The organism is Streptomyces gilvus (assembly GCF_022513565.1).
Lineage (GTDB): Bacteria > Actinomycetota > Actinomycetes > Streptomycetales > Streptomycetaceae > Streptomyces > Streptomyces gilvus.
This window is the reverse complement of the sequence record NZ_JAKWBE010000004.1, coordinates 300,399-313,112: the sequence shown is the minus strand read 5'-3', so window position 1 is coordinate 313,112 and position 12,714 is coordinate 300,399. Positions and strand designations below refer to the sequence as shown.

The 12,714-nt window shown below is 71.4% G+C and carries 13 protein-coding genes; 7 read left to right on the top strand and 6 right to left on the bottom strand.

Features of this window, described 5'->3' with window-relative positions:
• The first annotated feature begins 35 nt into the window (after positions 1 to 35).
• Entirely contained in the window at positions 36 to 1,061 is a 1,026-nt protein-coding gene (locus tag MKW14_RS09855; protein WP_240861166.1) for a hypothetical protein, read from the top strand.
• Between the two features lie 61 nt (positions 1,062 to 1,122).
• Here MKW14_RS09855 and MKW14_RS09850 read toward each other — a convergent pair whose 3' ends face one another.
• Positions 1,123 to 1,623, bottom strand: a complete 501-nt coding sequence (locus MKW14_RS09850; RefSeq protein WP_240861164.1) for a DUF6328 family protein — start codon at positions 1,621 to 1,623, stop codon at positions 1,123 to 1,125.
• A 160-nt stretch (positions 1,624 to 1,783) separates the two neighbouring features.
• Here MKW14_RS09850 and MKW14_RS09845 point away from each other — a divergent pair, with 160 nt between their 5' ends.
• Positions 1,784 to 2,134 (top strand): hypothetical protein, encoded by a 351-nt coding sequence (locus tag MKW14_RS09845; protein ID WP_240861162.1) that lies wholly within the window; start codon positions 1,784 to 1,786, stop codon positions 2,132 to 2,134.
• A gap of 30 nt (positions 2,135 to 2,164) precedes the next feature.
• Here MKW14_RS09845 and MKW14_RS09840 read toward each other — a convergent pair whose 3' ends face one another.
• Complete coding sequence (locus MKW14_RS09840; RefSeq protein ID WP_240861160.1) at positions 2,165 to 3,148, bottom strand: aldo/keto reductase; 984 nt, start codon at positions 3,146 to 3,148, stop codon at positions 2,165 to 2,167.
• A 221-nt stretch (positions 3,149 to 3,369) separates the two neighbouring features.
• Here MKW14_RS09840 and MKW14_RS09835 point away from each other — a divergent pair, with 221 nt between their 5' ends.
• Entirely contained in the window at positions 3,370 to 4,209 is an 840-nt protein-coding gene (locus tag MKW14_RS09835) for an alpha/beta fold hydrolase (RefSeq protein ID WP_240861158.1), read from the top strand.
• Here the strand turns inward: MKW14_RS09835 and MKW14_RS09830 are convergent.
• Positions 4,178 to 4,783 (bottom strand): TetR/AcrR family transcriptional regulator, encoded by a 606-nt coding sequence (locus MKW14_RS09830; RefSeq protein ID WP_240861155.1) that lies wholly within the window; start codon positions 4,781 to 4,783, stop codon positions 4,178 to 4,180. The genes MKW14_RS09835 and MKW14_RS09830 overlap by 32 nt on opposite strands.
• A 161-nt stretch (positions 4,784 to 4,944) precedes the next feature.
• On the opposite strand from MKW14_RS09830, the gene MKW14_RS09825 reads away from it, so the two are divergent.
• A complete protein-coding gene (locus MKW14_RS09825; protein ID WP_240861153.1) occupies positions 4,945 to 6,156 on the top strand; it encodes an RNA-guided endonuclease InsQ/TnpB family protein in 1,212 nt (403 codons plus the stop codon).
• A 13-nt stretch (positions 6,157 to 6,169) separates the two neighbouring features.
• Here the strand turns inward: MKW14_RS09825 and MKW14_RS09820 are convergent, their stop codons facing one another.
• Entirely contained in the window at positions 6,170 to 7,648 is a 1,479-nt protein-coding gene (locus tag MKW14_RS09820; RefSeq protein WP_240861151.1) for an MFS transporter, read from the bottom strand.
• Between the two features lie 173 nt (positions 7,649 to 7,821).
• Here MKW14_RS09820 and MKW14_RS09815 point away from each other — a divergent pair, with 173 nt between their 5' ends.
• Entirely contained in the window at positions 7,822 to 8,274 is a 453-nt protein-coding gene (locus MKW14_RS09815; protein ID WP_240861149.1) for an SRPBCC family protein, read from the top strand.
• A 64-nt stretch (positions 8,275 to 8,338) separates the two neighbouring features.
• Here MKW14_RS09815 and MKW14_RS09810 read toward each other — a convergent pair whose 3' ends face one another.
• A complete protein-coding gene (locus MKW14_RS09810) occupies positions 8,339 to 9,040 on the bottom strand; it encodes a ribonuclease H family protein (RefSeq protein ID WP_240861147.1) in 702 nt (233 codons plus the stop codon).
• 30 nt (positions 9,041 to 9,070) lie between these two features.
• Positions 9,071 to 9,868, bottom strand: coding sequence for a VOC family protein (locus MKW14_RS09805; protein ID WP_240861145.1), 798 nt, complete (start codon positions 9,866 to 9,868; stop codon positions 9,071 to 9,073).
• A gap of 162 nt (positions 9,869 to 10,030) precedes the next feature.
• Between MKW14_RS09805 and MKW14_RS09800 the strand changes: the two genes are divergently transcribed.
• Both MKW14_RS09800 and MKW14_RS09795 read left to right on the top strand, forming a co-directional pair.
• Entirely contained in the window at positions 10,031 to 11,038 is a 1,008-nt protein-coding gene (locus MKW14_RS09800) for a zinc-binding alcohol dehydrogenase family protein (RefSeq protein WP_240861304.1), read from the top strand.
• A 236-nt stretch (positions 11,039 to 11,274) separates the two neighbouring features.
• Positions 11,275 to 12,705 (top strand): family 2B encapsulin nanocompartment shell protein, encoded by a 1,431-nt coding sequence (locus MKW14_RS09795; protein WP_240861144.1) that lies wholly within the window; start codon positions 11,275 to 11,277, stop codon positions 12,703 to 12,705.
• Positions 12,706 to 12,714: the final 9 nt, after the last annotated feature.

Sequence of the window (12,714 nt, the reverse complement as noted above, 5' to 3'; positions counted from 1 at the left end):
CGCAGTCCGACCAGCTCTGCACAGGAGAGTCATCGGTGACCCTGGCGATCGACCCCGCCGAGACGTCCGAGCCGTCCGCCGCGCCCCTGTCCGACCTCGTGGCGCGGGACGCGCGCGAGTTCGGGGTCTACGCGCGAACCGGGGGATGGGCCTTCGGCCTGATGGTGGCACGCAGCGTACGGCCCGGCGGTCAGGGCGCGCAGGAGACGGCGAAGGTGTCCGCGAAGGAGTTCGCGGAACTGGCGGGCTGCTCCTCGGAGCGCGTGATGCGCTACTACAAGGCCTGGGACCGGGCCGCCGACGACGGCATGGTGCCGCACTTCGAGGCGCTGGCGCCGGGCCAGGAGGTGGAGCTGCCGGACGCGGACGTGTGGCTGAGCTACTACGTCTCCCGTAACAGCGGCGCCTCCGAGCGCGGCACCGCCATCGCCGAGGTCGCCGAGGCCGAGGGCATCCGGCCCACCAAGGCGCTGGAGGTCGCCGAGAACCCCACCGCGCTGCGCGCCGCGATCCTCGCCGACCCCTCCACCGCCCGTGCGGCCCGCCGGGCGCTGCTCGACCGGGTGCGCGAGGACCCGGAACTGCAGGCCGAGTTGGCGCGGGACGTGGTCCGCACGGACGATCTGAAGAAGGCCGTCGCCAGCGAGAGCAGGTCGGCCGACCGGATCGGCTATGTGCGCCAGATCGCCGAGTCCGGCCAGGTCAGGACGCCCGCGGGGCAGACCATCGACGCCCCGGCCGATCTGCGCCAGGAGGCCGAGCGGCATCTGTCGCTCATCGACGAGCTGGAGGACGACGAGGACACCGGCGACTGGGCCACCGAGGCCTACGACACCATGAAGTCCCTGGTCGCCGAGGCCGTGGAGGCCGATCCCGAACTGCGCGTCCAGGAACGGCGCACGAAGTTCTACAGCAGCCTGCAGAAGGCCACGAAGGCCTTCGAGGAGCTCACCTTCGACGACGTCCAGGACTTCGTCGAGGACGACATGGTCCAGCGCCTGGAGGAGCTCCAGCAGGCCATCACCGGCTGCCTGACGGCACTGCGCGGCGCGAAGGGCTGAGTTCCTGGCCCCCAGGGGTTGCTCTCCCGCCGCCACGACCGGCAGCTCGACGCGCTCGGCCTCACTTCCTCGTACGACGGTGCCGGGTCCACAGCGGGACCACGAACCAGCACAGGGCGTACCACGCGACCACTCCGGTGACGATCCACGGCACGGCCTCGTTGTGGGTGGCCACCCGCAGGATCAGCAGCAGCGACGAGGTCATGGTGGCCAGCAGCAGGAGCAGGCCGACGAAGGTCATCCGGGAGGCCCACTCGACCGCCTCGGCCTTCACCCGCTGTCCGGAGACCAGGCGGTGCAGGGAGACCGGCCCGATCAGCGCCCCGGTCGCGGCGGCGCCCAGCACCACGGTCACGATGTAGATGGTCTTGTCGGTGTCCTCCAGCGACGCGTACTTCTGCTGGAACACGACGGTCAGCAGGAAGCCGAACAGGATCTGCACCCCGGTCTGGGCGACCCTGACCTCCTGGATCAGCTCACCCCACTTGCGGTCGGCCCTCTCCTCGTCGGTCTCGTGCCGCCCCCACTCGTTCACACCTGACTCGTTCTCCGTGGCCGGCACTGTTCCTCCCGGCGTGTTCGACCCGGACACCGTCGTCTTCCGTGTTCCCGCAAAGCGCGCGACTGATCGTCCCCGGGACGAACCACCGCTGTTTGGGCGATCACGGCGCGGTTACACGGAGGCCATGGTGTACGACGACCAGCGGAGGGATCCGACGCCCATGTCCGGTACCGAGCTCACGGTCACCCTCAGCGGCGCCACCGCCGCCGACGCGCGTGCGGTCGTGCGGGTCCTGGAGCCCGCCTTCGGGCAGGCGAAGGAGGAACCGCCCACGAGCGAGGACGTCACGGTCCACACGGCGCGGTTCGAACACGATCCGGCGGACCGGGCGGCCGAGCCCGCGGCGGGCGGCCCGGGCCATCTGTCCGGGGCGGTGACGGTGACCGTGCAGGGCGCCCCGGAGGCGGTGTCCATGGCGCGCGAGTCGCTCGCCCACGCCTTCACGGCCCAGGACCAGGGCTCGGTCTCCGGCGACCAGGAGCAGGAGTGGCAGCTGCTCCTGGAGCCGTGACCCGGTCAGCCGTGACCGGTTCGCCGGGATCTACCAGCGGCCCTCGACCTGGTCCTTGATCCGGCGGTCGTACAGGTCGCGGATCGCGCCGAGCGTCTGCTCGGACAGCTCCGGCAGCTTGGCCGCGGCCGCGTTGGCGCGGGCCTGCTCGGGCGAGCGGGCGCCGGGGATCACGGTGGTCACGCCCGGCTGCTGGACGATCCAGCGCAGCGCGAGCTGGGCCGGGGTGTACCCCTCGGGCACCAGGGCGGCGAACTCGGCGGCCGCCTCGACACCGGTCGGGTAGTCGACGCCGGAGAAGGTCTCGCCGACGTCGAAGGACTCGCCGTGCCGGTTGTAGGTGCGGTGGTCGTTGGCGGGGAAGACGGTGTCCTTGGTGTACTTGCCCGACAGCAGCCCGGAGGCCAGCGGCACGCGGGCGATGATGCCGACGCCCGCCTCCCGCGCGGCCGGCAGCACCTCGCGCAGCGGCTTCATGCGGAACGGGTTGAGGATGATCTGCACGCTCGCCACACCCGGCCGGGCGATCGCGGTCAGCGCCTCCGCGCAGGTCTCCACGCTCACCCCGTACGCGGCGATCCGCTCCTCCTCGACCAGGGTGTCGAGGGCGTCGAAGACCTCGTCGGTGGAGTAGACGGGCGTGGGCGGGCAGTGCAGCTGGACCAGGTCGATGCGGTCGACGCCCAGGTTGCGCCGCGAACGGTCGTTCCAGGCACGGAAGTTGTCGAGGACGTAGTTCTCCGGGAGCTGCTCGACCCGGCGGCCCATCTTGGTGGCGACCAGCACGTGCAGGTCCGGCCGGCCGGCGAGGAAGGCGGCGACGGTCTGCTCGCTGCGCCCGTCGCCGTAGACGTCGGCGGTGTCGAAGAAGGTCACCCCCGACTCGGCCGCCGCCTCCAGCACCGCGAGGGCTTCCTTGTCGTCGACGTCTCCCCAGTCGGCGCCCAGCTGCCAGGTCCCGAGACCGACGACGGATGCGTGCTGATGCGACCTGCCGAAAGTGCGCTCGTCCATGACGTCAGTCTGTCATCCGTGACACCGGTGCGCGGAACCGGCCGCTCCGGTGCGGCATGTGTGAATTACATGCCCGCCTCGTTCGGCGAGTCGGCGTGGGGCCGGGCAGCCGGGATCCAGGACCGCCTCGACCCGCACCGCGTCTTCGGCAACGCCTTCCTCGGCCGGCTGCCGCGTTAACCGGTTGCCCCCCCACGGGCGCCGCTGCGAGGCTGCCGATCATGCCTGCCCTCACCGCGCCCGACGGGACCGAACTCGCCTACCACGTCCGCGGGGAGGGCCCGCCGCTGGTCTGTCTGCCGGGCGGCCCGATGCAGGCGTCCGCCTATCTGGGCGACCTCGGCGGCCTGTCCGAGCACCGCCGGCTGGTGCTGCTGGACTTCCGCGGCACCGGTGAGTCCGCCCTGCCCGAGGACCCGGCGACCTACCGCTGCGACCGTCTGGTCGACGACGTGGAGGCCCTGCGCGAACACCTCGGCCTCGACACCATGGACCTCCTCGGCCACTCCGCCGGCACCAACCCGGCCCTGTTGTACGCCACCCGCCACCCGGACCGCGTCGCCAGGCTGGTGCTGGTGACGCCGAGCATGTCGGCCGTCGGCATCGCGGTCCCGCCGGAGACCCGGCGCCACACGGCCCGGCTCAGGCAGGACGAGCCGTGGTTCCCGGTCGCCTTCGCGGCCCTGCGGGACATCACGGCCGGACGCGCGACGGCCGGCAGCTGGGACGCCGTCGCGCCCTTCCTGTACGGCCGTTGGGACGAGACGGCACGCGCCCACCACGCCGCCGGAGCCGCCCAGAAGAACCAGCAGGCGGCGTCCGTCTTCGCCGCGGACCGCGCCTTCGACCCGGACGCCACGCGCGCGGCCATCGCCGGGTTCACCGCACCGACGCTCGTCCTGGCGGGGCAGGTCGACCTCAACTCCCCCTCACCCGCCGTCCGCGAACTCGCCGGCCTGTTCCCGAAGGCCGAGTTCGTCGAAGTGTCCGGCGCCGGGCACTTCCCGTGGCTCGACGATCCGCGGGTGTTCACGGCCGCGGCGGCGGGGTTCCTGGCGTGAGGTGCTGCTGTACGAGGGGGGCGTACCGGGCGACCACGTCGTCCAGGTCCGCCGACCGGACGTGGGCGCCGCGGGCGATGCCGTAGAGCACGCCGAGGCCGAGCAGGGCGGCGACGGCGAGTTCGGCGCGCAGGCCCGCGTCGGGGCCGGTGAGGCGGGCGGTGAGGCGCTCGGTGACCTGGGTGCGGAAGTTGGCACGCAGGATGTCGCCCTGCTCGCCGTGCAGGGGCGCGAAGACGATCCGCAGCAGCGGGTCGGCGCCGTGCCGGGACTGACCGAACAGGACCAGCCGCACCATGTGCCGGCCCAGGTCCTCCAGCGGGGCGTCCAGCAGGGCGTCCGCGTCGGCCTCGAAGGACATCACCCGGGCGAACAGGGCGTCCTTGTTGCCGAAGTACTTCAGGATCAACGGCGCGCTGACACCGGCGCGTTCGGCGACCGCCTTCAGCGTGATGTCGGCGTGCGCGTGCCGGGCCAGCAGATGGCGGGCGGCCTTGAGGATGGCCGCCTTGGTGGCCTCCGCGTCGCGGCGGGCGGGAGCGGAGGCGGTGGGGGGAGTGCTCACGGCACTCATCGGGTCTCTCCTTTGTGGATACCCCCGGCTTCAGCCGGGGAAGGAAACGAAGCTCCTGCGGAGCGGGGCAGGGAAAGCCGATTCGCCGCCAGGGCGGACCGGCGTACCCGGTCCACCGACCGACACCGACCGCTCACACAGAATCTGATATGGTGTGAGGTATGACGCGGCAGGTCAAGCGGGCATTCAAGTACCGCTTCTACCCCACGGACGAGCAGGCGGCGGAGCTGTCGCGCACGTTCGGCTGTGTCCGCCTCGTCTACAACAAGGCGCTGGAGGAGCGGACCCGGGCCTGGTACGGCGAGCAGCGCCGGATCTCCTACGTGCAGTCGTCGGCCGCGCTGACGGAGTGGAAGAAGACGGAGGAGCTGGCCTTCCTGACGGAGGTGTCTTCCGTTCCGCTGCAGCAGGCGCTGCGTCATCTGCAGACGGCGTTCGTCAACTTCTTCGCCAGGCGGGCGAAGTACCCCCGGAACAAGTCGCGGAAGAAGTCCCGTGCGTCGGCCGAGTACACCCGCAGCGCCTTCACCTGGCGCGAGGGGCGGCTGACACTGGCGAAGATGGCGCAGCCCCTGGACATCCGCTGGTCGCGTCCGCTGCCCGAGGGTGCGGAGCCGACCACGGTGACCGTGTCCCGGGATGCGGCGGGCCGCTGGTTCGTGTCGCTGCTGTGCGAGGACACCATCGCCCCGGCCCCGGCGACGGTGAACACGGTCGGCCTGGACGCCGGGATCACCTCGCTGGTGACCCTGTCCACCGGGGAGAAGATCACCAACCCCCGGCACGAGCGCCGTGACCGTGCCCGGCTGGCCCGCGCGCAGCGGGAGCTGTCGCGCAAGGCGAAGGGCTCCGCGAACCGCGAGAAGGCCCGCAGGAAGGTTGCCCGCATCCATGCGCGGATCGCCGACCGGCGCCGGGACTTCCTGCACAAACTCTCGACTCGACTCGTCCACGAGAACCAAGTGGTCGTGATCGAGGACCTCACCGTCCGCAACCTGCTGAAGAACGGCCGCCTGGCGCGTGCCATCTCGGATGCGGCCTGGACGGACCTGCGCATGATGCTGGAGTACAAGTGCGCCTGGTACGGGCGCGAACTCGTCGTGATCGACCGCTTCTTCCCCTCCAGCAAGCTGTGCGGGAACTGCGGCACGGTTGCGGTGAAGCTGCCGTTGAACGTCCGCGCGTGGACGTGCGAGCACTGCGACGTGGTGCACGACCGGGACGTGAACGCGGCACGCAACATCCTGGCCGCCGGGCTGGCGGCGTCTGCCTGTGGAGACGGTGTAAGACCTCAACGGGAGTCCTCCCGGACGGGGCGGTCGTCGGTGAAGCAGGAACCCCAGCGGGCGACCGCTGGAATCCCCCGCCTTTAGGCGGGGGAGGAAGTCAAGCTCCCTCCAGCGCCTCCCGTGCGCCCCGGGTGCGGCCACGGGCCCGGCGCGTCCCGCCGTCGGCGGAGTCGCCCGGGATGGTCAGCGCCGTCGCCGCGGCGGCCAGCGCGATCGCGCCCGCCATCACGAACGCCAGCAGATAGCCGTGCAGGGTCGGCACCGGCAGCCCGCCGACCGGGCTGGTGTGGTGCACCAGGACGGCGGCGATCGCGGCGCTGGAGGTGGCCTGGCCGATGGTGCGCATCAGGACGTTGACGCCGTTGGCGGAGGCGGTCTGCTCGGCCGGTACGGCGCGCAGGATCAGGGTGGGCAGGGCCGAGTAGGCGAGAGTGGTGCCGGTGGACACGACCGTCGCGCCCAGGATGATCATCCACAGGTCGCGGCTGTCGGCGATGCGCACCGCATATCCGCAGGCGATGACCGCGACCCCGAGCGCGAGCGTGATCCGCGGACCACGCGCCGCGGAGATGCGGGCCGAGACGGGTGAGAGCAGCAGCATGGTGACGCCGACGGGCAGCAGGCACAGACCGGTCTGCACGATCGAGAGCCCGAGGCCGTATCCGGTGGCCTTGGGCGCCTGGACCAGCTGGGCGGTCACCAGGGAGTTGGCGTAGAAGGCGAATCCGGTGAGCAGGGCCGCCACGTGGGACAGGCCCACCCGGGGCCGGGCGACCAGCCGCAGGTCGACCAGCGGCCGTTCGGCACGCAGCTGCTGCCACCACCACAGCGCCATGATGACGACGGAGCCGGCGAACAGGCCCACCACCCGTGCGCTCCCCCAGCCCCACTGACCGCCCTGGGAGACCCCGAGCAGCAGGCACACCAGCCCGGCCGCCAGGCCCAGTGCGCCCGCCACGTCGAACCGGCCCGGCTCGCGCACCGGCGACTCCCTGACCGCCCACCACACCCCCGTCGCGCCGAGCGCGCCCAGGGCGCTGGTCAGCCAGAACATGGTGTGCCAGTCGGCGTACTGCACGACCAGCGCGGCCAGCGGCAGGCCGAGGGCGGCGCCGATGCCGACGGTGGAACTCATCAGGGCCACCGCGGAGCCCCGGCGCTCGGGGGGCAGTTCGTCGCGCAGGATGCTGATCGACAGCGGTATGACGGAGGCGGCGGCGCCCTGCAGGGCACGGGCTGTGATCAGTACGGCGATGTCGGAGGACAGGGCGCACATCACCGAGCCGACGGTCATCAGGCCGAGCGCCGCCGTCAGCACCCTGCGCTTGCCGTACATGTCGCCGGCGCGGCCGAGGACCGGGGTGAGGACTGCTCCGGCCAGCAGGGTGGCCGTGACCGTCCAGGAGACCGCGCCCGCCGAGGAGTGGGTGAGCCGGGGAAGGTCGGGCAGCAGCGGCACGACCACCGTCTGCATGACGGCCATGAGGATGCCGCCGAACGCCAGCACCGGGATCGTGAACCGGTCCCGCAGGGCCCTCGCGGTGGAGGGCTCGGCTATCGGTACTGGCTGGCCCATCGGCACTCCCGGGTGACGCTGCGGAAAAGAAGGGGTGAATGGCCATTCACCATAGCCGGTGAATGGCCATTCACCCAAGTTGTGGCGGGCAGCCGTTCAACGGAGGTTCGCCGCGCGGGTCACGGGTACCCGGCCCGCACGCAACCGTCTGAGCACGAAGGAGGGGTTCACCCGTGTCGCAGGTCGAGGAATCCATCGAGGTCGGCGTCCCGGTGCACACCGCCTACAACCAGTGGACGCAGTTCGAGACGTTCCCGGAGTTCATGAACGGCGTCGAGCGCATCGAGCAGCGCACCGACACGCTCACCCACTGGGTGACCAGTGTGAACGGGGTCCACAGGGAGTTCGACGCGGAGATCACCGAACAGATCCCGGACGAGCGGGTCGCCTGGACCACGGTCTCCGGGGAGGCCAAGCAGGCCGGGGTGGTGACCTTCCACCGCCTCGACGACACCCACACCAAGGTCATGCTGCAGATGGAGTTCCAGCCCGACAGCGTCACCGAGAAGGTCGGCGACAAGCTCGGGTTCGTGAAGCGGCAGACCAAGGGCGACCTGGAGCGCTTCAAGCAGTTCATCGAGGATCGCGGCCAGGAGACCGGCGAGTGGCGCGGCGTGGTCGTCTGACGGTTTCCCGTCGTCCGCCCGAAGGGCGGGCGTCGCGGGGCAGACGGGAAACCTGGAACAGGCCCTAACCGGCTTCCGCCGTACGGCACTCCGGGTGCCCCCAGCCCTGCGCGTTCTTGGCGATCGGCTCCCCGGCCGCGTAGGACCGGCCGCACAGGCAACGGCCGGGGAACTTCGCCTTGATCGTGCGGGACGACGAGCCGCCGCCCTGCCGGGCCCCACCGGGCTTCCGGCGCGGGGCGGCGGTCTTTTTCGGGGTGTCCGGCGAGGCCGGCGGCTCCGGTGAGCCGAGTGCGCTGCCCGCCGGCTCCTGCACGGTCGCCGCCTGGCTCGCGGCCCGGTCGGCGAAGTCGTTGAGCGGGTCGCCGTCGACCTGGTGGGCCGGCACGTAACGGAAGTCGACCGAGCGGCCCTGCAGCAGCTCGTCGATGCGCACCACCAGGTCCTGGTTGGCGACCGGTTTGCCGGCCGCCGTCTTCCAGCCGTTGCGCTTCCAGCCGGGCAGCCACGTGGTGACCGCCTTCATGGCGTACTGCGAGTCCATCCGGACCTCGAGCGGGACGTCCCGGTCGGTCGACGCCAACAGGCGTTCCAGCGCGGTGAGTTCGGCGACGTTGTTGGTGGCCCTGCCCAGCGGGCCGGCCTCCCAGCGGGCCGGGGCCTCGGAGTCGTCGGAGACCACCCACGCCCAGCCGGCAGGTCCCGGGTTTCCCTTCGAGGCCCCGTCGCAGGCGGCCACCACACGTTCACGCATGGGCTCGATCATGCCACGGCGGACGGGGCCTCCCGGCACCCTCTAGGAGACGTCCTCGGTCCGCGGCATCTCGCCCTCGGTGCGCGTGATGTCGATCACCGAGAAGCTCGCCCCCTGCGCGTCGCTGAGGGCCGCGAACCTGCCGTAGGGGCTGTCCATCGGTCCGAAGCGCAGGACGCCGCCGAGCTTGGTCGCCTTGGCGACGGCGTCGTCGCAGTCGGGGACGACGAAGTAGAGGTTGACGTAGGAGGGGATCTCCGGCGGGAACTCCTCGCCCATCCGCATGCGGCCCAGGACCGTCTTGTCACCGAGGTTGAACATGCGGAAGTCGACCGCTTCGTCGACGATCCGCTGGGCCGTGTACGGGAAGACGGCGCTGAAGAAGGCGTCCGTCCGCTCGGGCTCGCGGGTGAAGACCTCGGCCCAGCCGTAGGCGCCCGGTACCGCGGTCGCCTCGAAGCCCTCGTGGGTGCCGCCCTGCCACAGGCCGAAGACCGCGCCGCTGGGCTCACGGGCGATGCACATGGTGCCGAACTCGCCGACCTGCATCGGCTCCATCAGCACCTCGCCGCCGTTCTCCCGGATCCTGGCGGCCGTCGCGGCGGCGTCCGCGGAGGCGAAGTACAGGCACCACTGCGACTGGCCCTCCTGGCCGGGCATCGGCGGTACGACGGCGGCGACCGCCTTGCCGTCGGAGTAGGCCTGGGTGTAGTTGCCGTACTCCGACGACGCCTCGCCGAAGGTCCAGCCGAGGACGTCTCCGTAGAAGCTCTTGGCTCCCTCGACGTCACTGAACATCGCGTCGGCCCAGCAGGGGGTTCCCTCAGGTTGTACGGCCATGGCTGCGGCCCTCTCCCGAATAGGCGGATGGTCCGTTTCCTCACGCTAGCCATCCGCCGGTCGAAGCGCGCGCCGAACGCCGGGGTCCGTTCCAGACTGGTCGGGGAGGCTTCCGGCGGGCTGTCGAGGTGACGGACGGGGTGCGGGATGACGAACGGGACGATGCGCGCGTGGTCGGTGGTGACTCCGGGGCCGGTCGAGGAGGAGGGTCTCCGGTTCGTCGAGAAGCCGGTCCCCGAGCCCGCCGACGACGAACTGCTCGTGCACGTGCGCGCGTGCGGGGTGTGCCGGACCGATCTGCACGTCGCCGAGGGCGATCTGCCCGTGCACCGGCCCGGGGTGACCCCGGGGCACGAGGTGGTGGGCGTGGTCGCCGGGGTCGGAGCGGCGGTCGAGGGATTTACCGCCGGTGACCGGGTCGGCGTGGCCTGGCTGCGGCGCACGGACGGCAGCTGCGCGTACTGCTCGCGCGGTGCCGAGAACCTGTGTCCCGCCTCGCGCTACACCGGCTGGGACGCCGACGGCGGTTACGCGCAGTACACGACGGTGCCCGCCTCCTTCGCCCACCGGCTGCCCGCAGCCCTCGACGACGTGGCGCTCGCGCCGCTGCTGTGCGCCGGGATCATCGGCTACCGCGCGCTGCGCCGGGCCGCGCTGCCGCCGGGCGGCCGGCTCGGACTGTACGGCTTCGGGGGCAGCGCCCATCTGTGCGCGCAGCTGGCCCTGGCCGAGGGCGCCACCGTGCACGTCCTGACCCGGGGCAGCGCGGCACAGCGGCTGGCCCTCGAACTCGGCGCGGCCTCCGCGCGCGACGCGTACGCGATGCCGCCCGAGCCGCTGGACAGCGCGATCCTGTTCGCCCCGGTCGGCGACCTGGTCCCGGTCGCGCTGCGGGCCCTGGACCGCGGCGGCACCCTCTCCGTCGCGGGCATCCACCTCAGCGACACCCCGCCGCTCCACTACGAGACCGACCTCTTCTACGAGAAACAGATGCGCAGCGTCACCTCCAACACCCGTGCGGACGGACGGGAGTTCCTCGCCCTGGCCGCCCGGCACGGCGTGCGCGCCACCACCCACACCTATCCCCTGACGCGGGCCGACCAGGCCCTGCGGGACCTGAAGGCAGGGCGGTTCGACGGAGCGGCGGTGCTGGTCAACGACCTGTCCTGAACACCGTCTTCGAAAAGGGGGCGCACGGCTCACACGCCCGCGCGGGATCGCGTGCGAGGCATCCCGCGGGACGGGAAGCGGTATGCGCCCCTCCGGTCCACGAAACCGCCCCCCGCACGCCGTACCGGGGCCACCGCCATCCCTGTTTGCCTTGTACACGCGGTGCGTTCCTGTCAGCCACCGCCTTCACGTCCTTCTCAGCGACCACTCCGCACACCCCTGTTCAGGGAGGGAATGTGTCCGTCCCCGAAAGCGCCACCGACAACCCGGCCCCCGACGATCCCGGCGAACCGCAGCTCACCAGCCTCAGCACCCAGGCGGCACGCCGGCTCACCACGACCACCAAGTCCGAACCGCAGATGCAGGCCATCAGCTCGCGCTGGCTGCTGAAGGCGCTGCCCTGGGTGGACGTCCGGGGCGGCACCTACCGGGTCAACCGGCGCCTCCAACTGAAGATCGGGCGCGGCCGGGTGCAGTTCGAGCAGAACGGCGCCAACGACATCAAGGTCATCCCCGAGACGCTCACCGAACTGCCGGTGCTGCGCGGCTACTCCGACATCGATGTCCTCAAGGAGATCTCCACCCGCTTCCGGGTCCGCGAAGTGCGCGCCGGACAGGTGCTGTTCGAGGCCGGCCAACCGGTCACCGAGGCCTACCTGGTGGTGCACGGCAGGTTCACCCGGTACACGGCCGGCAAGTACGGCGAGGAGGAGATCACCGGAGTCGTCGTCGACGGCGACCAGATGGGCGACGAGGCCATCGGCCAGTCGGACCCGCTGTGGCTGAGCTCGGTGCGCGCGGAGACGGCGGGCGTGCTGCTTGCGCTGACCTGGGACGTCGTCACCGAGTTCACCGACCGGGTGCCGTCGCTGGCCGCCCACCTCCAGGCGTTCGCCGAGCGGCAGAAGCTGCCGATGAACCGCAAGGGCGAGGCCGACGTCCCCGTCCAGGCGGGCCACGTGGGCGAACCGACGCTGCCCGGCGGATTCGTCAACTACGACCTCGCCCCACGGGAGTACGAACTGTCGCTCACCCAGACCGTGCTGCGGGTGCACACCCGGGTCGCCGACCTCTACAACGACCCGATGAACCAGACCGAGCAGCAACTGCGGCTGACCATCGAGGAGATCCGCGAGCGCCAGGAGTGGGAGCTGGTCAACAACCGGGAGTTCGGGCTGCTGCACAACGTCGACTACGGACAGCGCGTCAGCACCTTCACCGGGCCGCCGACACCGGACGACATGGACGAGCTGCTGGCCATGCGCCGCAAGACCAAGGTGTTCCTCGCCCACCCCAAGGCGATCGCCGCCTTCTTCCGCCAGTGCAACCGCCGCGGGCTGGTACCGGGCACGGCGAACGTGGAGGGGCACGAGATCCCCGCCTGGCGCGGGGTGCCGATCCTGCCCTGCAACAAGATCCCGGTCAGCGACCGGCACACCAGCAGCATCATCGCGCTGCGCACCGGCGAGTCCGACCAGGGCGTGATCGGCCTGTTCCAGACCGGCATCCCGGAGGAGTACCAGCCGGGCCTGAACGTGCGGTTCATGGGCATCGACGCGGCCGCGATCATCAGCTACCTGGTCACCGCCTACTACTCGCTCGCCATCCTCGTGCCGGACGCGGCGGGGATCCTGGAGAACGTCCAGATCGGCCGGACGGCCGACTGAGGGTGGAGC

Coding starts and splice junctions, on each gene's coding strand:
- MKW14_RS09810 (WP_240861147.1), bottom strand. CDS start 9,040: ATGATCGAGCCCATGCGTGAACGTGTGGTGGCCGCCTGCGACGGGGCC.
- MKW14_RS09825 (WP_240861153.1), top strand. CDS start 4,945: ATGACGCGGCAGGTCAAGCGGGCATTCAAGTACCGCTTCTACCCCACG.
- MKW14_RS09835 (WP_240861158.1), top strand. CDS start 3,370: ATGCCTGCCCTCACCGCGCCCGACGGGACCGAACTCGCCTACCACGTC.
- MKW14_RS09830 (WP_240861155.1), bottom strand. CDS start 4,783: ATGAGTGCCGTGAGCACTCCCCCCACCGCCTCCGCTCCCGCCCGCCGC.
- MKW14_RS09845 (WP_240861162.1), top strand. CDS start 1,784: ATGTCCGGTACCGAGCTCACGGTCACCCTCAGCGGCGCCACCGCCGCC.
- MKW14_RS09800 (WP_240861304.1), top strand. CDS start 10,031: ATGCGCGCGTGGTCGGTGGTGACTCCGGGGCCGGTCGAGGAGGAGGGT.
- MKW14_RS09805 (WP_240861145.1), bottom strand. CDS start 9,868: ATGGCCGTACAACCTGAGGGAACCCCCTGCTGGGCCGACGCGATGTTC.
- MKW14_RS09840 (WP_240861160.1), bottom strand. CDS start 3,148: ATGGACGAGCGCACTTTCGGCAGGTCGCATCAGCACGCATCCGTCGTC.
- MKW14_RS09820 (WP_240861151.1), bottom strand. CDS start 7,648: ATGGGCCAGCCAGTACCGATAGCCGAGCCCTCCACCGCGAGGGCCCTG.